This is a genomic window from Flavobacterium sp. (assembly GCF_050696275.1).
GTDB lineage: Bacteria > Bacteroidota > Bacteroidia > Flavobacteriales > Flavobacteriaceae > Flavobacterium.
In genome coordinates this window covers 1-20,742 of the sequence record NZ_JBOGUT010000031.1, presented here as the reverse complement: position 1 = coordinate 20,742, position 20,742 = coordinate 1, and the positions used below count along the sequence as shown (strand labels likewise).

The 20,742-nt window shown below is 36.6% G+C and carries 19 protein-coding genes; 9 read left to right on the top strand and 10 right to left on the bottom strand.

Translation table 11 applies throughout. The features are described from left to right. Positions 1–5: 5 nt before the first annotated feature. The 6 genes from ACRDEC_RS14085 to ACRDEC_RS14060 all read left to right on the top strand — a co-directional run bounded on the left by ACRDEC_RS14085 (position 6) and on the right by ACRDEC_RS14060 (position 6,193). A complete protein-coding gene (locus ACRDEC_RS14085; protein WP_431498996.1) occupies positions 6–1,421 on the top strand; it encodes a CsgG/HfaB family protein in 1,416 nt (471 codons plus the stop codon). A gap of 7 nt (positions 1,422–1,428) precedes the next feature. Beyond that, on the top strand, positions 1,429–2,928 hold the full coding sequence (locus ACRDEC_RS14080) for a carboxypeptidase regulatory-like domain-containing protein (RefSeq protein ID WP_431498995.1): 1,500 nt from the start codon (positions 1,429–1,431) through the stop codon (positions 2,926–2,928). 56 nt (positions 2,929–2,984) lie between these two features. Continuing rightward, a complete protein-coding gene (locus ACRDEC_RS14075) occupies positions 2,985–3,869 on the top strand; it encodes an OmpA family protein (RefSeq protein WP_431498994.1) in 885 nt (294 codons plus the stop codon). Between the two features lie 95 nt (positions 3,870–3,964). After that, the gene (locus ACRDEC_RS14070) at positions 3,965–5,143 is read left to right on the top strand and encodes an AIR synthase related protein (protein ID WP_431498993.1); all 1,179 of its coding nucleotides are present in this window, start codon (positions 3,965–3,967) and stop codon (positions 5,141–5,143) included. Between the two features lie 84 nt (positions 5,144–5,227). After that, positions 5,228–5,584, top strand: a complete 357-nt coding sequence (locus tag ACRDEC_RS14065; protein ID WP_431498992.1) for a hypothetical protein — start codon at positions 5,228–5,230, stop codon at positions 5,582–5,584. A gap of 9 nt (positions 5,585–5,593) precedes the next feature. Beyond that, entirely contained in the window at positions 5,594–6,193 is a 600-nt protein-coding gene (locus tag ACRDEC_RS14060; protein ID WP_431498991.1) for a GNAT family N-acetyltransferase, read from the top strand. A gap of 21 nt (positions 6,194–6,214) precedes the next feature. Here the strand turns inward: ACRDEC_RS14060 and ACRDEC_RS14055 are convergent, their stop codons facing one another. Both ACRDEC_RS14055 and ACRDEC_RS14050 read right to left on the bottom strand, forming a co-directional pair. Then, complete coding sequence (locus ACRDEC_RS14055) at positions 6,215–7,126, bottom strand: PLP-dependent cysteine synthase family protein (protein WP_431498990.1); 912 nt, start codon at positions 7,124–7,126, stop codon at positions 6,215–6,217. Between the two features lie 51 nt (positions 7,127–7,177). After that, on the bottom strand, positions 7,178–8,308 hold the full coding sequence (locus ACRDEC_RS14050) for a methionine aminotransferase (RefSeq protein WP_431499021.1): 1,131 nt from the start codon (positions 8,306–8,308) through the stop codon (positions 7,178–7,180). A 297-nt stretch (positions 8,309–8,605) separates the two neighbouring features. Here ACRDEC_RS14050 and ACRDEC_RS14045 point away from each other — a divergent pair, with 297 nt between their 5' ends. Together ACRDEC_RS14045 and ACRDEC_RS14040 are read left to right on the top strand one after the other, a co-directional pair. Next, the gene (locus ACRDEC_RS14045) at positions 8,606–9,406 is read left to right on the top strand and encodes a T9SS type A sorting domain-containing protein (RefSeq protein WP_431498989.1); all 801 of its coding nucleotides are present in this window, start codon (positions 8,606–8,608) and stop codon (positions 9,404–9,406) included. A 12-nt stretch (positions 9,407–9,418) separates the two neighbouring features. Then, positions 9,419–11,227, top strand: coding sequence for a hypothetical protein (locus ACRDEC_RS14040; RefSeq protein WP_431498988.1), 1,809 nt, complete (start codon positions 9,419–9,421; stop codon positions 11,225–11,227). Positions 11,228–11,426: 199 nt separating this feature from the next. On the opposite strand, the gene ACRDEC_RS14035 is transcribed toward ACRDEC_RS14040, so the two are convergent. The 7 genes from ACRDEC_RS14035 to udk all read right to left on the bottom strand — a co-directional run bounded on the left by ACRDEC_RS14035 (position 11,427) and on the right by udk (position 19,647). Next, positions 11,427–12,971: a hypothetical protein gene (locus tag ACRDEC_RS14035; RefSeq protein WP_431498987.1), complete on the bottom strand. Its 1,545-nt coding sequence runs from the start codon at positions 12,969–12,971 to the stop codon at positions 11,427–11,429. A 446-nt stretch (positions 12,972–13,417) separates the two neighbouring features. Continuing rightward, complete coding sequence (locus ACRDEC_RS14030; RefSeq protein WP_431498986.1) at positions 13,418–14,155, bottom strand: hypothetical protein; 738 nt, start codon at positions 14,153–14,155, stop codon at positions 13,418–13,420. Positions 14,156–14,379: 224 nt separating this feature from the next. Further along, positions 14,380–16,509 carry a methylmalonyl-CoA mutase gene (gene scpA / locus ACRDEC_RS14025; RefSeq protein ID WP_431498985.1) on the bottom strand — a complete coding sequence of 710 codons (2,130 nt, stop codon included), beginning with the start codon at positions 16,507–16,509 and terminating at the stop codon, positions 14,380–14,382. Next, positions 16,509–16,964 carry a hypothetical protein gene (locus ACRDEC_RS14020; protein ID WP_431498984.1) on the bottom strand — a complete coding sequence of 152 codons (456 nt, stop codon included), beginning with the start codon at positions 16,962–16,964 and terminating at the stop codon, positions 16,509–16,511. The genes scpA and ACRDEC_RS14020 overlap by 1 nt, the downstream gene beginning before the upstream one ends. 232 nt (positions 16,965–17,196) lie before the next feature. Beyond that, a complete protein-coding gene (locus ACRDEC_RS14015) occupies positions 17,197–18,564 on the bottom strand; it encodes a methylmalonyl-CoA mutase subunit beta (protein WP_431498983.1) in 1,368 nt (455 codons plus the stop codon). A gap of 28 nt (positions 18,565–18,592) precedes the next feature. Next, positions 18,593–18,928 (bottom strand): FtsB family cell division protein, encoded by a 336-nt coding sequence (locus ACRDEC_RS14010; protein WP_431498982.1) that lies wholly within the window; start codon positions 18,926–18,928, stop codon positions 18,593–18,595. Between the two features lie 110 nt (positions 18,929–19,038). Next, the gene (udk, locus tag ACRDEC_RS14005) at positions 19,039–19,647 is read right to left on the bottom strand and encodes a uridine kinase (RefSeq protein ID WP_431498981.1); all 609 of its coding nucleotides are present in this window, start codon (positions 19,645–19,647) and stop codon (positions 19,039–19,041) included. A 147-nt stretch (positions 19,648–19,794) separates the two neighbouring features. On the opposite strand from udk, the gene ACRDEC_RS14000 reads away from it, so the two are divergent. Next, positions 19,795–20,568: a hypothetical protein gene (locus ACRDEC_RS14000; protein ID WP_431498980.1), complete on the top strand. Its 774-nt coding sequence runs from the start codon at positions 19,795–19,797 to the stop codon at positions 20,566–20,568. Positions 20,569–20,652: 84 nt separating this feature from the next. Here the strand turns inward: ACRDEC_RS14000 and ACRDEC_RS13995 are convergent, their stop codons facing one another. Continuing rightward, on the bottom strand, positions 20,653–20,739 hold the full coding sequence (locus tag ACRDEC_RS13995) for an IS3 family transposase (RefSeq protein ID WP_431497060.1): 87 nt from the start codon (positions 20,737–20,739) through the stop codon (positions 20,653–20,655). Between the last annotated feature and the right edge of the window lie 3 nt (positions 20,740–20,742).

Sequence of the window (20,742 nt, the reverse complement as noted above, 5' to 3'; positions counted from 1 at the left end):
CTCTTATGAAAAATATTCAAATCATCTGCCTGCTATTATTAGCTATCACATCGGGTTGCGGCTCTTATTTTAATCAGCCTCTTGGAATCGAAAAAGCAACACTCGGAGAAAATTCAACATCTACAGTAACTCTAAAAAATCTGCCCAAACCTGCAGAACCTATTGTAGTTGGTGTTTATAAGTTCAGGGACCAAACCGGACAATACAAACCTTCAGAAGTGGGGAGTAATTTCAGTACTGCCGTCACTCAGGGAGCTACAACTATTCTGATTAAAGCCCTCGAAGATTCCAAATGGTTTACACCTATCGAAAGAGAAAACCTTGGAAATTTGCTGAATGAGCGAAACATTATCAGATCTACACGGCAAGAATATGCAAAAACAACAGAGCCTGCTGAAAATCAGCTGACTCCGTTACTTTATGCTGGAGTTCTTGTAGAAGGCGGAATCATTTCTTACGATTCCAATATATTAACAGGAGGTTTTGGTGCCAGATATTTCGGAGCTGGAGGTTCTACACGTTACCGTCAGGACAGGATTTCAGTTTATCTTCGATTGGTTTCTACTTCAAACGGGAAAATTCTAAAAACCGTCTATGTTTCCAAAACGATTTTATCTCAGGCTATTGACGCCAGCTTATTTCGCTATGTCAACTTTAAAAGGTTATTGGAAGTAGAAACAGGTTACACCAAAAACGAACCAATACACATGGCTGTAACGGAGGCAATCGAAAAAGCAGTTGAAGCTCTTATTATTGAAGGAATCAGAGATAATATATGGCAAGTTAATGCACCAGTTGTCAAAATCACCCAATTGATTAATGATTATGATAGAGAAAAAGCGATAGCTGAAGAAACACAATTGTACGGACGCCATTTATACCAAAAAAGAGGAAGATTTGGATTGGAATTATCCGGAGGTGCTTCTTTGATAAGTGATGATTATAAAAGTGCTGAACCTAGACCTATGGCCCGAGGCGCTCTCAAATACCTGATTTCTCCCACATTTACGGTAAGTGGCTCCCTCAATGCCTTTTGGTTTGGAAATAAGAAAAAATTAGAAGTAGGATATGCTTCAGCAGATTTAAATCTGGAGGCAATCATACTGCCGTTTGATAAATGTACCCCTTACGTTTTTCTTGGAGCAGGTTATACTACAAACAGTGCATTCGAAAACAAATTTTTTAAAATGCAATATGGAGGTGGAGTGGAATATCTGATTTCAGACAATATTGGTCTCAAAGGATATGCAGAACATAATTTAACCAATAGTGATAACCTGGATTATCTTGAAAACGGACTTAAAAAAGATTCTTTTCTGCGTTTCGGACTAGGACTTACTTATTATTTCGGTAAGATCAAGCCAAAACAAAAAGCAGTGCCTACCGAGATTAATTACCAGGAATTAATAAACTCTAAATAATATTATCATGAAAAAGAATATTCTCAATATCGGATTTTTTCTTCTTGTCATGATACTGCTTGTGATACTGTTTTCATGTAGTGAAGATGTTGTTCAGGAAACTGGATATGGGACCGTAAAAGGAAGGGTTCTGAAAGAAATAACTTTTGAACCTCTTGCTAATGCCAAAGTTTCATCCAGTCCGAATTCAAGTACTGTATTTACAGATGTCGACGGGAATTTTACAATGAATAATGTTCCTGTAGGAGATTACTCCTTTCAAGCTCAAAAGGACGGATATGTGGCAAAATTTGAACCTGGTACAGTATTACTGGATGCTACCATTGAAGTTGTTTTTGAACTCAAAGTGGTCGAAGTAAACAACAAACCTCCCACAATCCCTGTTCTTACGGCACCTGATGATAATGCTGTAGATTTGCCATTAAATGTGGCTTTAACATGGACTTGTACGGATCCTGAAACTGATGTCCTTACCTATGAAGTTACTTTAAGAAATGATTCTAACGATGTCATTCAGACGTATTCTGATATTACAACTACAAACTTTACACTTATCAGTCTCAATTACGCAACCAAGTATTATTGGCAGGTAGCAGTTTCAGATGGTAAAAACCCACCGGTTTTAAGTGCTGTAAGAAGTTTTAGAACAGCAATATTCCCTAATGCCAGATTTCTTTTCGTAAGAAAGTCAGGAGTAAATAATGTCATCCTTACTGCAAATGATTCGGGTAATGAACTCCAAATTACCTCGTCTGGGTCTAATTGTTACAGACCCCGAAAAAATACACAGGCAAATAAGATTGCATTTATTCTGTCTGATGGAGCTCAAGGGCATATTTATACTATGAAACCTGACGGTTCGGATCTTTTTAAAGTGACAAACAGTGTTCCGGTTACCGGATTTAATCTGGAATATGTCAATTTCTCCTGGTCCGGAAACGGAAGTCAGATTATTTACCCTAATTTTGATAAACTTTATAGGATAAATTCGGATGGAAGCGGACTGGTTCAGATTTACCAGGCTGCCGGAGGGAAATTTATATCAGAATGTGACTGGAGTCATGACAGTTCAAGGATAGCCATAAAAGTAAATGATGTAAATGGTTATAGTGCCGAAATATTAGTGATCGATACAGCAGGAAATCTGTTAACTACAGTTCTTACAGGAGTTAATGGAGCAGTGGGTGGATTACACTTTTCGGTTAACAACCAAAAACTTTTATATACCAGAGATATATCAGGCTACCAGGCTCCTGACTACAGACAGCTTGACACTAATATTTTTATGTATGATTTTGGCACTGGCCTGTCTACTCAACTTGCAGTCTCTAAACCACCTGGAACAAATGATTTAGATGTTCGTTTTTCTCCTAACGAAGCTGATTTGCTTTTTACGAACACTTCAAATGATGGTGTTTCAGTTCGATATGTACAGAAATACACAATAGGAGTCACAGGAACAAGGATCACTTTGTATACTAACGCCACAATGCCGGATTGGAAATAATTTAAAATACTTTTATTTATGGTTTATTTTAACGAAATTCGTTAAAAAAGTAAGTCATGAATAAAAGTGTTTTTTTTGTTTTATTTTTCATAACTTCAGTGTTAAGTTATTCTCAGGAGCAATTTTCAGTGTTTTTTGAAAGTAACGAATATAATCTGTCTCCTTCAGAAAGTAAATCCCTTCAAAAATGGATTCTTCAAAATAAAGAAAGCAAGATCCTTTCCATACATGGTTTTACAGATGAAGACGGATCGATACAATACAATGATTCGTTGTCCTCAAAAAGAGTAGAAACCATTTTTAATTGGGTGAAAAACAGAGTCAAAATCAGAGAAGACTTTAAAAAAGTAAGTTTCGGGGAGAATTTTCGACTTTCTAAAATTAAGGCACAGAACAGGAGAGTTATCATTCATTATTTATTGTCAAAAGATCTGCATCTTGAAGCGGAAATTATGGGGCTGAAGCCAAAAGGAGTCACTGTTGCCGAAACACCAGTCTCTTTTCCGGATAAAATTGTAGTAACAAATTTTGATGGAACCAAGGCAGAAATTCCATTGGATGTAAAATTTATGGAAACCTTTTATGCTTCTAAAGCAGGCGAAAAACTCAAACTGGAGAATCTGAATTTTGTACTGAATACTTTTGCCATAACTAAAGAATCAAGAAGCAAATTGTACGAACTTTTGCTGGTAATGCAAAAAAATCCAAACCTTAAAATTAGCATTCAGGGACATTTGTGCTGTCTGGCTGTCGACAGAAGGAATTTGTCTACACAAAGAGCCAAAGCAGTAAAGCAATTCCTCGAACTTAACGGAATAGAATCAACAAGAATGACATTCAAAGGATTTGGAAGCAGCATGCCTTTATTTTCGTTGCCTGAAAAAACCGAAGAAGAACGCGCTGCAAACCGCCGTGTGGAAATTGAAGTTTTGGCGAACTAAAACTCTGTAATCCATAATCTGTAATCTGCAATCTTTTATTATCTTTGCATCACAACAATCTACCTGTCAAAAAAACAGGCACAACTACCAATTTCATGAGTTCTGACACTTCAAAAAGATACGCACTTCGCGGCGTTTCAGCTGCTAAAGAAGATGTGCACAATGCCATCAAAAATATTGATAAAGGATTATTTCCAAAAGCTTTCTGTAAAATCGTACCGGATTACTTGACCAATGACGAAGAGTATTGCCTGATTATGCATGCTGACGGAGCGGGAACCAAATCGTCTTTAGCTTATATGTATTGGAAAGAAACTGCCGATATGTCTGTTTGGAAAGGCATTGCTCAAGATGCTCTGATCATGAATATTGATGATTTATTATGCGTAGGCGCAACAGATAATATTATGCTGTCTTCCACTATCGGGAGAAATAAAAACCTGATTTCCGGTGAAGTTATATCAGCCATCATCAACGGAACAGAAGAATTAATTGAAGAACTGAAATCTTTTGGCGTGACCATACATTCTACAGGTGGAGAAACTGCCGATGTAGGGGATTTGGTACGCACGTTAATCGTCGATTCTACAGTAACGGCACGTATGAAACGTAAAGATGTGGTCGACAACGCTGCCATTCAAGCAGGAGATGTCATTGTAGGTTTAGCTTCTTTTGGTCAGGCCAAATATGAGAAATCGTATAACGGCGGCATGGGAAGCAACGGATTGACATCGGCAAGACACGATGTTTTCGATAACTATTTAGCTAAAAAATACCCTGAAAGCTTTGATGCTTCGGTTCCTTCAGAATTAGTGTATTCGGGTAAGGTAAAATTGACGGATGAAGTAGAAAATTCGCCTATAGACGCCGGAAAGTTAGTCCTTTCTCCAACCAGAACATACGCACCGATTATCAAAAAAATACTTTCAGAATATACACCTGCCAACATTCACGGAATGGTGCATTGCAGTGGTGGAGCGCAAACCAAAGTACTTCATTTTGTTGATAATGTACACGTTATCAAAGACAATCTGTTTCCGGTTCCGCCATTATTCAAACTGATTCAGGAGCAATCAGAAACGGATTGGAAAGAAATGTATCAGGTATTCAATTGCGGTCATCGAATGGAAATTTACGTTCCCGAGAACATTGCTGCTAATATTATAGCTATCTCGAAATCTTTTGGAGTCGATGCGCAGATTGTGGGCAGAGTGGAAGCAAGTGAAACCAAAAAACTGACGATACAGTCGGAATACGGTATTTTTGAATATTAGAAGCCATTCCTGCTGTCCGCTGTATCTCCTTCGGTTACCAACCTCAGGAGGATGCCGCTTCCATCAGGGCTAAAAAATAAAACCATGTACGAATTACTATTTTGGAAATATCTTGACGAAGTGTACTTAAACCACCATTTAGTGTACGAGTCTTTAGTAGACAAAGAAACTGTTGAAGGACTGGAAGAATTGCCTGTTCAGGTTATTCTTAACAGAATTTCCAATGCTTTTTCAACCTGGGAAAAAGTGGATGAATTCAGTTGGAAAAACAGCAAAGGAGTAGGCGCTTTTCATATCATCACAACACCGCAAAGCGTTCAGATTGATTGTTACGGTACCGAAGGTAAAACCATGAATACTCTTGTTGAGATTATGGAAGAATTCAAATGCCCTTTATACGATCCGCAAGTTCCACAGCGTTATGATGAAATGGCCGAATAAATTCGTATTATGAGTTTTCAATTTCATTGTTCAGAAGATTATGTTTTAGAGACGGCAATGGTTCGTCTTGAACCGCTACAGTCTTCCCATATTCCTTATTTGCTTCCTTATTCTCTCCATCAGCCGGAAATCTGGACCTTTTCGTCTATTGCTGCTATGGGTGAAGAAAATTTTAAGAACTATATTCAAATTGCTTTAGATCAAAGGCAAAGACTAATAGAATATGCCTTCGCTGTTTATGACAAACGTACTGGCGAATATGCCGGAAGCACCCGTTTTTATGATATTCAGTTGTACAATAAAACAGTGCAGATTGGTTACACTTGGTATGGGAAGCAATTTCACGGCACAGGACTAAACAAACACTGTAAATATTTATTGCTCGAATTTGCCTTTGAAAAAATGGGTATGGAACGGGTAGAGTTCCGTGCGGATAATACTAACGAACGAAGTAAAGCTGCTATGAAAAGCATAGGTTGTAAAGTAGACGGTGTGTTGCGAAGCAATATGCTCAAGCTTGACGGCACAAGACGCGATACTATAGTGTTGAGTATTTTACAGAACGAATGGTTTGATGAGGTAAAAGAGAATCTGAAAAACAAATTGTAAGTCTTCAATTGCCTCTCATTATTATCGGTATAGATCTCCTTTGAGGTATTTTAACCCTGAATCACAAACAACAGTAACGATTTTCTTCCCGGGTCCAATGATTCTTGCTCTTTGGATGGCTGCCCAGACATTGGCTCCAGAAGTTGTCCCTCCAAAAATCCCTTCCAAACGAGCTAATTTGCGTGCCGTTTCATAAGCATCCTCATCTTTTACAGCTATGATTTCATCAGCTAAATCAAGTCTGCATATTGATGGTACAAACCCAGCTCCAATTCCTTCCAGTTTATGAGAACCTGATTTATGTCCGCCTGACAACGCACGTACGCCATCTGGCTCTACAGGAATACAACGGATCTGAGGTATTTCCTTTTTAAATATTTCAGCATTACCTGAAAAACAAGCTCCTGTGCCCACGCCGGCTATAAATTCGTCAATCTGATTATCAAGCGCTTGTAGGATCTCTCTTGCCATGTTGTGGTAGGCATTCCTGTTATAGATATTGTTAAATTGGTCTGTCCAAAAAGTATTGGGAGACTTACTCAGTTCTTTGGCTCTTTGCACCAAAGAATTAATCAGTTGCGCTGTTATCAATCCATTTTCGCTTGGAATGATATCTAATTTGGCACCAAAAGCTCGCATCGTTTGGAGTTTTTCTTCGGCGAAAGCATCAGAAGACACAAAATGCGCATTATATCCTTTGTAAGCACACACCATGGCCAGAGAGCTGCCTGTACTGCCGCCGGTATATTCGATAACAGTACCTCCAGGTTTTAATTCGCCTCTTTTCTCAGCTCCTTCAATCATGGAAAGTGCCATTCGGTCTTTCATGCTTCCGGTGGGATTTCCACCTTCGTATTTCACATATATTTCAGCGCAGCCCTGCTCCGATAGCCGTTCTAATTTTATTAATGGTGTGTTGCCTATTGCTCTCATATGTCACATCTTTTAAGATTAAAAGTATTCATTTTAAAAAAATAATGCTGTTTAGACCTTGTTTAGTTTTTCTGCAGCAGCGATGAGTGTTTCATCTGTTTTGGCGAAACAAAAACGTAACATCTGACGATCAGCTGCATCGTTATGAAAGACCGAAATAGGAATTGCCGCCACTTCATGTTTGGTAATTAGTTCACGAGCAAATTCAAGATCGTTTTGTGTGCTAATATTTTTATAACTGACCACCTGAAAATACGTTCCGTCACAAGGCAGTAGCTCAAAACGGCTGTCTTTTATCAGGTTTTGAAATAAATCACGCTTCTGACGATACATTTTGGCTATTCCACCGAAATCGGCAACATCAAGGTATTCAGAAATAACGTACTGTGAGAAACTGTTCACACTAAACACCAGAAATTGATGCACTTTTTTTATTTCAGACATGAGGTTCTCTGGAGTAATGAGATAACCGACTTTCCAACCCGTAATATGCAGTGATTTTCCGAAAGAAGAAGCAATTATAGTTCTGTTGCTCAATTTCGGACGGGTATGAAATGAAATGTGCGGATGCAGAAAGGAGATGTACTCGTATACTTCATCACTCAAAATTATAATCTGCGGGTGTTTTTCAAGGATGAGTTCCAATGCTTCAAAATCAGAGATTGTCCAGATTTTACCTGTTGGATTATGCGGATTGTTGATGATCAGCATTTTGGTTTTAGATGTAATCGCCGTTTCAATACGGTTGAAGTTGGGCGTATAATCGTCATTTAATGAAATACGCACGGGAATTCCTCCTGCCACTAAAACAGAAGGTTCGTAACTGTCGTAACTGGGATCCAGGATAATTACTTCATCACCTTTATCTACTAATGCGTTTATCGCCATAAAAATACCTTGAGTGGCTCCTGAAGTAACCAGTATTTCAGTAGTGGTGCTTATCTTTTTATGGTAATTGTCTAATGTCAGCTGTGCAATTTTATCCAATAAAGAAGGCAAGCCCGCCATAGGTGTGTACTGATGGATATTTTCCTTCAATAAACGTCCAGATATTTCCAATAATCGTTCATCTACCGGGAAATTAGGGAAGCCTTGCGAGAGATTAATTGCTTCATGCTCGTTGGCCAATTGTGACATGACAGAGAAAATGCTAGCGGTTGTATGGGGTAATTTAGACATGATTTGGATTGCATTTCGATTACTAAAGGTAAAAATACTTTATTTTTTTATGTCTGTTTCAGTATGTAGTAGTATTTGTTTTTGTCTAAAAAAGAAATCTGTTTAGATGTAATAAACTCTTGAACTGGGGCGATAGCTTTGGTTTTATCGGTTTTTTTCCAGATATAAGCGAGAATAATAAGGTAAAATAAAGATTGTCAGTTTGTTAAATAATTATTTTTTGTAAGATTTTTTTTAAACAAATGATTTATTTATTACATTTATGTACGAAATAAATTACAAACTAAACAAAAAAACATTATGAAAAAAATTTTAGTATTGTCTTGTATTGCGATTTTAGCTTTTACTAAAGCCAATGCGCAATTTGAAGAGAATTTTGAGAGAGGAGTACCAGGAAAGCTCACTCAGAAGTTTTTGTCCCAAGAGACTACATGGATTGATTTTGGGATATCTGCTATTAATGTCCAAAAGCCTCTTTCTGGAGAAAACAGTGCCGTTTTTTTTAACGGATTAGCCACAAAGGAAACTATAACTTCTTTAGAAACGCCGGTTCTTAACCTGTCACTTCCGGACTTGGTTTTGGAATTCAAGTACCTGCAAAGGGAAAAAAACCCAGATGTACATAATAATTTAGCAGTTGAATTATCCAATGATAATGGAGTAACTTGGGTAAAAGTAGCCAGCTACGGAACCACAGCGGCAGAAGGGATAACTCCGGTTATTTCGTTAGATAAATTCCGCCCGGGAACAGCTTCAATTATCCGATTTGTATCCACACAGCCAAAAGTTGATGCAGCTTACCCGATTGTTATTGATGATATTAAGATTTATACAGCTAAAAAACCAGGCTTTGGAAAAGCTAACGTTGTGATTAATGATATCAATGTGTATCCAAATCCAACGAAAGGAATTTTTACAATATCTTCTTTAAGCAATAATTTTGAAGTGAATGCTTTCGATATTAATGGAAGAAAAGTGTATTCGGCTACTTATGATACTAATGAAGCGAGAATTGATTTCAGTGCTTTCCCAAAAGGGATTTACCTACTAAAAGTAAGCAGCCAGGATTTTGAGAAAACAAAAAAAATAACCATTAATTAAACAGTATCTGTTATGAAAAAAATATATTTATTAGTAGCACTTGCTTGTATTTCCTTTGGAATATATGGCTTTGTTGAGTATAAAAAATCTCTTTACGCCACCGTGCTGCCTTTGAATGCAAGAGGAACAGGTGCTATGGTTCCTGCTTCATTATTCAGTACCTGGTTGCCTACGGGTGTTTTGCCGGCTCTGAATGTATTTGTTAAACCAGCAGACGGTTTGACTTTTAGCGCTACAACGAGTGTTGCTCCCAATACACTGAACATTCATTTTTACAGATGGACCGAACAAATGTTCTTATGGCTGCTTTCTCCAGTGCCGTCTAATGGAAGTTATGGTTCTTGTAACGGATTTGTTTTCAATTCGCCTGAATTTTATGATGTTACGGCTACCGATCCTGTAACCGGATTGAGAACTTTAAAAAAACATGTTTGCAGCGGCAGGATTATTTCGACCATGAAAAATGGAAGAAGATTTGAATCAGTTGATGTTGGAGAAGCAATGTCATTTGATGTAAAAGGAACTGCGACAGGGGCTAATGGACTTCCATTCCTTTTTGAAAAAGAAACCCGTGCAATATTCGACGTGGATAAAGCACCTATTTCACAAGAAGGACACCCTCAAGTTTTGGATGAAAACGGAAGAAGAGTAGACGTACTGGATGTTAGGGTGTCGAATGACAGACCTATCTTCATAGATATAAACCAACGTATCATCAACAATCCAAAATTAATTTATTCCAAACCTAACCTGAATCCGGAAACAACAGTACATCAATTTGCCACGCTTTCAGGAGCTACCGTATCAGTTGCTTCTATTTTTGGAGTAATTAAGATTATTGTTCCTGATCAAGGGCAGGCGACAGGAGATGTTTTGATGTCTAAAAACGGATCATTGGTTTATTTCAACTCTATGGTAAACGATGTGTATGCTGTTTTTCTGACTATGGTAAAAACAGGAGTGTTGCCAAGCAATACCAAGTTTCCAACGACAGCAGCAGAATTATCAGCTATCCAAACGTATGCTGCGGCACACAGTTATGGGATTATAGAACCAAATTCTATGGCAATGGAATTGAAAACGGCTTGGATAGAAACGACTAATTTGCCTAATCCTGCCGATTATGTTATCGTGAAAGGAACGGTGCCTAATTATGTACTGACTTCTGCAAACTTATGGACAAGAAGCGGAACTAAAACGGTAAACTTAGCGTTGGTTGGGATGCATATTGTAGGAAGTGTCGCAGGACATCCTGAGATGATCTGGGGAACTGTTGAGCATGTAAACAATACGCCAAATCCTACCTACACTTATACTACTACAGGCGGTTTGACAGCTACTGTTTTGGCAGATACTAATTTTGGAGCCGGAACTCCTTGGTTGTTTTCTTCTGCAACAGCATCTTCTTTTAATGTTTCACATATGAACATGGGAGGAATGAGCGGTACAGATATTACATCTATTTTCCCATTTGCTATAGACGGAAGTGATACGCAGCGAACAAGACCTTTTGGTTTTGGTACATCTGCTTTAGGCTTGACAGTTGCTCAAAGCAATGCTGAGGTAATTTCAACGAATGCTGATGTTAATGCCCGATTGGTTGGAGCCGATATCCGGAAAAAATATTTCCATGTAGGTTCTACTTGGAATATTTCCGCTACAAATTTTACACATGTTGGTACCAATATGTTGTCTAATACCACTATGGAAACATATACACAAGGCTCTATGAACTGTTTCAGCTGTCATACTTCTTCGGCTGGCACAAATAACGACCCGAATATATTGAGCCATATTTATAACTGTAATCCTTTACCATAATGGTTTAGAAAGTAAGGATAATTATTAAATCAAATGAAAGTACCGGTCGAAAAACCGGTACTTTTTGTATTTTAAATCACATTGAAATTATGTGTTTTTTTAATTTCAGTGCCATTTTAATTATTGATTTTATAAACTGACAACATAAACATGAAGCTTTGCCAATAGTTTGTTTTATTTAGCAGATGCGATAGCACCTTTAATTCTCACAGAAAATCCCTATTTGTTGCAAATGCCTCTGTGTTTGGTATTTATTAAAGTTATCCCATTTTGGAGGAAAATTTGTTTTTTGTCCGCACATGGAATCCAAACAAATATTGTTGTCTTTGTACTTATCATGTAAAACGGCCAAAATTTTAAAGAAAAATTCATCTAACATTACGATATCTTCAAATTCGGATTTTAGTGTGTTATAATTACTGTCTGATGGATTTAATAATTGCAGTAAGTCTAGAACTTCTTTCTTTTGAGCTTCATTGATTTCAGTTAAATAACCCATTTTTAAAGTTTTAAAAACCAAATTATTCCAAGCCACACTGTCATGTCCCCATTGAACATCGGGTAGATTTAAAGAATGCTCACAAATTAAAATAATAGAAAAAAGAACATCATTTAAGTACTCTGCAGGAAACTCATCGAAGCTTCTGAATTCGAAACCGCTTTGGTACATTTTTTCCTGATTAAAATCAAGACCGACTTCCGAAAGCAGTTCATATTCCATGTCTGTTTCGATCTGATCTCGCCACCAAATGTTTTCTTCTTTTTCAAATTTCAGCAATTTTCTAAAATCATCTACTTTATATGTTAGAATTTTGCCTTTTGGCATCAATTTATTGTAAGTTCCTACACCTATGTAACGAGACATAGCATTTCTCATAGAGCCCAAAGTAAATTTTTTGTCCAGACTATACTTGTCACTGATGACTCCCATAATATCAGGGCTTCCAAGAGTTGCTATAAAAAAAGGCTCGAACCATTGCAGCAAATAAATGGCATTGGCGTGAGTCTTATCAAAATCAGTGTAATCAACAATTCTGCTGTCTTCAGTTAATGTTGGTAAAGTAATATGAAAGTGGTACGTTCCATTATTAAACAAAACAAGGTTTTCCTGATTGGTCATGAACATATTAAGACCAGTGTTGTAATCCGGAAAATTTAACTTCTCATTTAATACTGACGATTCATTGATTTTATCCAGAAATAACTTTTTAGTAGCTTTCAATTCTTTGCATGAATCAGCAATCGTTCGATTTTCAAAATATTTGGTTACAAATTCGATAGAATCACCATCAAAATGTACAGAACCCATAGTTTTATTTCTTTGGGTAATCATGCTTTGAATATTGTATGGCTGATCCTCAAGGAAAAGCTCCATGATGGATTTTCCAAGGTATTCAGGATTTTGAAGTGGTTTTGGGTTTGCTTCGGCAGTTTCGGTGGTGTCAACCAATGGTTTCACTTCCGATAATGTTTTATGCTGATAATTTATATCTAATTTTTCCAGCGAATGACTATTGATCATTCTGCTTACTTTATAGTTTTCATTCAAGCTAAAAGCTTTTTCCAACAAAGGAGTTAAGCTTTCCGGTTTATAGCATTTTCTATAATCAATACTGTATCTCTCAAAGCCAATTTTTTCTTGTATAAATTCACCAGAAACTATTAGGGGTTCTTCAAATTGCATGTAGGTTTCGTTTTCTAGTCCTATTCCCCAATAATATTTTTTTGTCTGATTGTCTTTCATTTATACTAATTGTCTTTTTATGGTTAATTAATTTTTTTTATAGTTATTGTCTTTTTATATGGTAATACGAATCTAATCGGTTAAAAATCAGAGACAAAAAATCTTTTAATGGATTAAGCATAACCGTTAGCATCCATTAAAAAAGCTTTATTTCGCTTTTAAACTTGTAGGAGTTTATATTTTAGTCTTAGAAATTTTGCTCTTGTATCGACTGAAAGATTGATAAAAAAGTAAAATTTTATAATGGGGTTATAAAATTACTATTGTCATTAATTACTTTTATATCAATAATTTAAGCAGATGAACAGCCTAATTACACCTTTTGCTATTCTTGTTTTTTTCTAAGTTGCAAAAGTAGTTCTTTATTGTGTCATTTCCAAGTAGTTAACACAATGATAATCAATAAAAATTTGAATGTCTAAACAATTGGGTTAATTGTTTTTTATTTAGTCGTGGTAATAAAACACATAAGAGGAATATAACTCATCATTCCACCAATCTTCTCTAACTTCAGAAAAATAATTATAATTCAACTTTCCCGCTTGAGATTGCAGTGGATATACCACAATGCCATTCTCTCTATAAGCTTTATGCGTAGAAGTTTCGGGAACAACGGGAACAATATGTCCGGAGAGTCCTTTTTCTTTTCTTTTGGCACAAATTATTCCAATTCCGCCATTGGCATTCACTTTATTTTGAATTTCATCAACAGTAAGTATTCTTTCCCAGCCAAAACTGGCTCCCCATTGTAAAAACCAATCGTGTATAGCGCTGGAGTAAATGCGATCAACAGTTTGTTCAAAAACAGCTGCTACTTCCTGCCCCTTCAATATTTTTTCCAGAGCTTCATCCGTCCACCAAACCGTTGGAAGATAGACTTTACAGAAATAGCAATAATCGTAGGAGTATACATTACAATAAGTATCTTCTTCTGTCCTTTGATACCTAATATTGGCAGCAACATCCAGTTTGTCAATGAGTCGGGCAATACTTTCTTTTTTACTGGCAGAATCCGTCAAATCTCTATACGGAATGCTGGAATCCCCAATAGGTTTTTCCTTCATTTCCATAGAATCTAACCGAGATTCTGGATCGGGTAATAAATCGGCTATCTTTATTTGATTATTCGGTATTGGATTATCACCCAGAGGTAGCGATGCTACTGTTACGGTATGTTTTTCCATCTTTACTGCTTAAAATTAATTGGTTTAACGCTTCAGGAATGATTATTCACACAGCATAATTTTGTCAACTAGAAAGTAAATATAAGGATTTTAACTTTCCAAAGAGCTCTTAAAAAAACAAATTATAAGAGGCTGTTAATTTATTAATAACGTTACTTTTAAATCTTTTAAAATTCTTAAAAATATGAATAAAGGAGTTGAAACCATCAACTCCTTGTCTTAGTTTATTCACCAATTAGAACCTCTAAAATGGTAATGGCTGCTTCGCTGATTTTGGTTCCAGGACCAAAAACCGCTACAGCACCGGCATCAAATAAATATTGATAATCCTGTGCCGGAATAACACCGCCTACAATCACCATAATATCTTCACGACCGTATTTTTTTAGTTCTTCAATTACTTGAGGGACCAATGTTTTGTGTCCGGCTGCAAGTGAAGAAACACCTAAAATATGAACATCATTTTCTACTGCTTGTTTGGCTGCTTCGGCAGGTGTCTGGAACAATGGCCCGATGTCAACGTCAAAACCTACATCGGCGTAACCGGTAGCGACTACTTTTGCTCCACGATCGTGGCCGTCCTGTCCCATTTTGGCAATCATAATACGTGGTCTTCGCCCTTCTTTCTTGGCAAATGAGTCTGCCAACTGCTTTGCTTTTGCAAAACTTTCATCGTTTTTAATTTCTTTACTATACACGCCGCTGAATGATCTGATTTGTGCTTTGTATCTTCCAAAAACCGCTTCAAGAGCATCGCTGATTTCACCTAATGTGGCTCTGTTGCGGGATGCTTCTACGGCTAAATCTAATAAGTTTCCTTTTCCTCCTTTGGCACAGGCTGTTAGTTTTGCTAAACATTCCTCTACTTTTTGATTATTTCGGGTCACTTTTATATGTTCTAAACGTTCAATTTGCTCTTTACGGACTGTCTGATTGTCTACTTCTAAAATATGCAATGGATCTTCTTTTTCTAAGCGATATTTGTTGACTCCGACAATAATATCCTGTCCGCTGTCGATACGTGCCTGTTTACGAGCTGCAGCTTCTTCAATACGAAGTTTAGGGATTCCGGCTTCGATAGCTTTAGTCATACCTCCTAATTCTTCTACTTCTTCGATTAAAGTCCATGCTTTTTGTGCTATTTCATGGGTCAGACTTTCCACATAATAACTTCCGGCCCAAGGATCTACAGTTTTACAAATTTTAGTCTCTTCCTGTAAAAAAATTTGTGTGTTACGGGCGATACGTGCCGAAAAATCAGTTGGCAAAGCAATAGCTTCGTCTAATGCATTCGTATGCAAAGATTGTGTCCCTCCGAAAGCTGCCGCTGCTGCTTCGATGGCCGTACGAGCTACATTATTAAAAGGATCTTGTTCGGTTAAACTCCATCCTGAAGTTTGGCAGTGCGTACGCAAGGCCAATGATTTATCGTCTTTAGGCTTGAATTGTTTTAAAAGTTTTGCCCAAAGCATTCTTCCTGCCCTCATTTTGGCAATTTCCATAAAATGGTTCATTCCAATAGCCCAGAAAAAAGAAAGACGAGGAGCAAATTCATCGATTTTCATTCCTGCAGCCAAACCAGTCCGGATATATTCTAAACCATCAGCCAGTGTATAAGCTAACTCAATGTCAGCAGTAGCTCCGGCTTCCTGCATATGATAACCTGAGATAGAAATAGAGTTAAATTTCGGCATTTTTTTACTGGTATAGTCAAAAATGTCGGCAATGATTTTCATTGAAGGAGTAGGTGGATAAATATAGGTATTACGCACCATGAACTCTTTTAAAATGTCATTTTGAATAGTTCCTGAAAGTAATTTGGCATCAACACCCTGTTCTTCGGCAGCAACAATATAAAAGGCCATAATGGGTAATACAGCTCCGTTCATAGTCATGGAAACCGACATTTCGTCCAGAGGAATCTGATCGAAAAGGATTTTCATATCTTCAACTGAATCGATGGCTACACCTGCTTTTCCGACATCACCTACTACGCGTTCGTGGTCCGAATCATAACCTCTGTGTGTGGCTAAGTCGAAGGCTACTGATAATCCTTTTTGTCCGGCAGCTAAGTTTCTGCGGTAAAAAGCATTACTTTCTGTAGCAGTGGAGAAACCGGCGTATTGACGTACAGTCCAAGGACGGCGAACATACATGGTAGCGTAAGGGCCGCGTAAATTTGGCGCAAAGCCAGCACCAAAATTAAGATGTTCCAGACCTTCTAAATCAGATTCAGAATAAGTTTGTTTTACTTCAATTCCTTCAGCAGTCAGAAAATTTTCAGATGACGATGGGCTGATGTCCTTTTCGTTGTCCTGTTTTTCTAACGTAATATGTTGAATGTTTTTACGCATTATTGTTCAATTATCTTGAAAATATTTTTTCTTTTAATATAAGTTTTGTTTTTGTTTCCAATCAGTCCGCCGATAACAGTAGTTCCCGTTCCTGCTGCAAATAGAGCGAATGCAGAACCGTTATTGTCGGCTGCAGCGATTCCTGATCCTGCCAGTAATCCTAAACCGGTTGCTAAAACGATATTTTTGACTGTTCTTCCTTTTTTAGGAAAATATTTGATGCTGCTTACGTTGTCTAATTTTACAGGAACTCCATCTATGGCAATGTTTTCGCTATCTTGAAAAGTCAATGTTCCTGTTAATTTTTGTCTGGATTCGGTTGTTACTTTTACTCTTTGTGTTTCTTCAAAGTAGACTGATTTTCCAGTTTCGGAATTAGTTACTTCCAGTTTTTTGGTTTGTGCCAAAACTCCTATGGAGACGAATAATAGTAAAAAGGATAATATTGCTTTCATTGTTGTGGTTTTTATGGTTGTTTCTTATGTTTCGATCTTACTAAAATAATGATTTATAATCTATTGCTATATAATAGGGCAGGTAATAAGCCATAAAGCTCAGGGCTACCAGAATTAATCCGAGTATACTCTTTTTGAGATTCTTATAAGTGAGACCGATTAATAAATAAATGATTCCCAAAACAATTGAAATCAATGAAATAACCTGTGCAATTACGAATAAGTATACCAATTAATTTTCCTTTTCTGTTTCTAATCGTTCCTGTTCCAGTTTTTCGGCTAATCGCTTTTCGATGATGGGAGTGATTAGCGTTTTTCTTGGTTTTATTTTTATAAAAGGGAACAATTCCAAATCATGGCTCATCCGGTCATTTTTATTTGGATATTTATTAGTTCCCAACAATATCTCTTTACCAGAATCGAATAATTCCTGTTCTTTTTGGGCACTTTCCTGAATTTTCTTTTGGATGGTTCCTTCTTTCAGTTGTTTTAATAATCCGCCGTTTGCTTCAATTTCCTTGAAAAGCACCAATGCTTTTTCAGCCAATTGCGCTGTCAGGCTTTCTATATAATACGCTCCATCTGCTGGGTTGTTTACCGTGTCAAAATAACTTTCATGCTTCAGTACCAGTAATTGATTACGGGAAATTCGGTCTCCAAACTCGTTGTCTTTATGGTAAATAGCATCGTAAGCCAAATTAGCTATCGCATTTGCACCTCCTAAAACAGCACTCATGCATTCGGTAGTGGTGCGCAACATATTGACATTGTAATCGTATAATGTTTTGTTACGTTTTGTAGGTGTTGCAATGATATGGCAATCGAAGGAATGATGGTATTCTTTGGCTAATGTATTGAAAAGTAACCGCAATGCTCGGAGTTTAGCAATTTCGAAGAAATAATTGGTTCCTACAGAAACTTCAAAAGTGACAGGCTGTCTGATGTTTTGAATTCTGTTGAAATATTCGTTGGTTTGCGCTAAGGCATAAGCCAATTGCTGTACCATATTTGCTCCGGAATTTTGATATAATGTCGTGTTTATATTGATGAATGAGACGTTTTCTGTTTCAGAAGCAATGGTGTTTAAAACTTCAAAATTGTCTTTGGTGTCAAACCAATTCCCGTCAGAAGCAAGCTGATGAATAGGATCTATCAAACAATGAATTATGGTGTTGTTTGATAACGCTGCCTGATTTACTTTTTTGATAAAATCTGAAGAAAGAAATTTCAGATTTAAATACACCGGGATTTCTCCAATATTGATTTCAGAAAGAAGTCTTGTAATGTCAGTTTCTTCGTTTTCAATAGTAAATCGGATGCTTTCGGCGCCACGGGCTATGGCATCTTTTGCTTTGCGTATTGATTTTTCAATATCAAAAACAAAAATATTCTGGACGATTTTGAAATTTGAAGCTTCTGTTGCAACCGTCAAAGGCTTTTGAGCTTCATCAATATGATAAAAAGGTTTTACCTTGATTCCTTCCGGACTTTCCCAAACCAATGTTTCATTATAATCGGCACCTTTGAGTTCAAATTGTATTTGTTGTTTCCATTGTTTTGAGGAAACCGAATCGAAATCGTTGAATAGATTTTGTGACATTGTATTGTTTAGTTATTCGTTGGTCGGGTTATTCGTCAGTAAGCGAGTCACCTTCAAATTCTATAATGTAAATATCTTCGTTTTCGCGTTTCATATAATATTTCTCGCGGGCATATTTTTCTATTTGCGCTGGATTTTTCAGTTTTTTGATATGACTGATGTCTTTTTTTATCTCGTCCTGATAATACGTTTTATTATCTTCCAGTTCGTCTATTTCATTGTTTAAAACCCTATGATCAAGGTAAGAATAATTATCAAGAAAGAGCATCCAGATACAGAAAAACAAAGAAACCAGGAAATACTTGTTTCCCAAAAATTTGAGCCAAGGATGGTTTTCTATTGTTTTTTGAAATGGGTTTTTCATGTTTAAATTCCGGTTTTAGCCTTGATAGCAGCGGCATCCTTTTTGTTTTTTCTTTAAAAATAAAAAGATAGAGCGAATAGCAAGAAACAGCTCCTAAAAATACTAAAAATTTATGAAATACGCTGGTTAATTACAGCACGAACTACATCAATAGCTACCGTGTTGTATTTGTCGTTGGGAATAATGATATCGGCAAATGCTTTAGTAGGCTCGATAAATTGTTCATGCATTGGTTTTAAGGTATTTTGATAACGGTTTAAAACCTCTTCCATGTCACGGCCGCGTTCTGCAATATCACGTTTTAAACGTCGGATTAAGCGTTCGTCCGAATCGGCATGAACGAAAATTTTTACGTCAAACATATCGCGCAATTCAGGATTGGTAAGGATAAGAATGCCTTCTACAATCATTACTTTTCTAGGATGCGTATGAATGGTGTCTTCTGTTCTGTTGTGTGTTACAAAAGAGTAAACAGGCTGGTCAATGGCTTTTCCGGCTTTTAAATCTTTAAGATGTTGCACCAATAGTTCGAAATCGATAGCTCTTGGATGATCAAAATTTATTTTTGATCGCTCATCGTAGTTTAAATTGCTTGTTTCTTTATAGTAGGAATCCTGAGAAATAATACCTACTTCGGTTTCCGGTAATTCATTCATAATTTGATGAACAACTGTTGTTTTTCCTGATCCCGTTCCGCCTGCAATGCCTATAATTAACATAAAATTGTTGTTTGTATCGGGCAAAAATAGCAATTTCTCGCTGGATATTTTACAAATAGGAAATGATAATTAGTTGAAAATAAAAAATGTTTGATTTCCAAATTATTTTTTTGTTTACTTTGTAGGAATAATCAAAAAAGACTAAGAATGAAAAAAATTACTGTTTTAATCCTGATGTTGACTGCATCAGTAGGTTTTTCTCAAAAAGGAGAGAAAATTAAGTATGAAAAAGCAAAAATCAAAGAAATGGAAACGTATCTTTTTGAAGAAGTTTTTGTTTCTGTAAATAATAAAAAAACATCAACGGTTGTTTTGAAAGACGGAAGAACCGTAAAAGGATATTTTAAGGATATTGACAGAAAAAAAGGGCAAATTTCAGATATTGAAGTTAAAGACAGCGCAACCGGTAAGGTTGAATCGTTTGATGCAGCCTTGATTTCAGAATTGTACCTAGCTCCTAGCGGTATGGAAAAAGCAGGTAAGGCATTCAAGCATTTTACGAATATCAGGAATATGGGAACAAAAGATGTAAAAAAAGGAACTGGTAAAGAAACAGTTTACTACAAAAATCAAATGGTTTCCCTGAAAAACAAAAAAGAGCAAAAAGAGTATTTAATGCAATTGATTAATCCTGAGTTTAATAGTATTATTCAGGTTTATGGAGACCCGAATGCCAATGAAACAGGCGGTGTTAGTTTTGGCGGAATGGCTATGGGCGGCGGTGTCATCAAATCGTATTATGTAAAAAAAGGAGATAAAATCGTTTGGTTACACAAAGATGATTTTAAAGATTACTATAATGAATTGTTTGGTGATAATGCGGAATTTATGAAGCAATATCCTTTAAACTCTATCGAATGGGATTATTTAAGCTATTTGATTTTCGAATATACAAGAATGTCAGTAGAGTCGAAAGGCTAATCGGTTTTTAGAAGCAATAGGCTTGTTAAAACAAAAACCCGGTTCATAAATAGACTGAACCCAAAAAGTTAGACAAATTTATAATTAATTTTGATAATAGTGAGCTCGATATTTTATCGGGCTCATTTTGTTTAAATTTGATTTGATTCTTTCATCATTATAATACTTAATGTA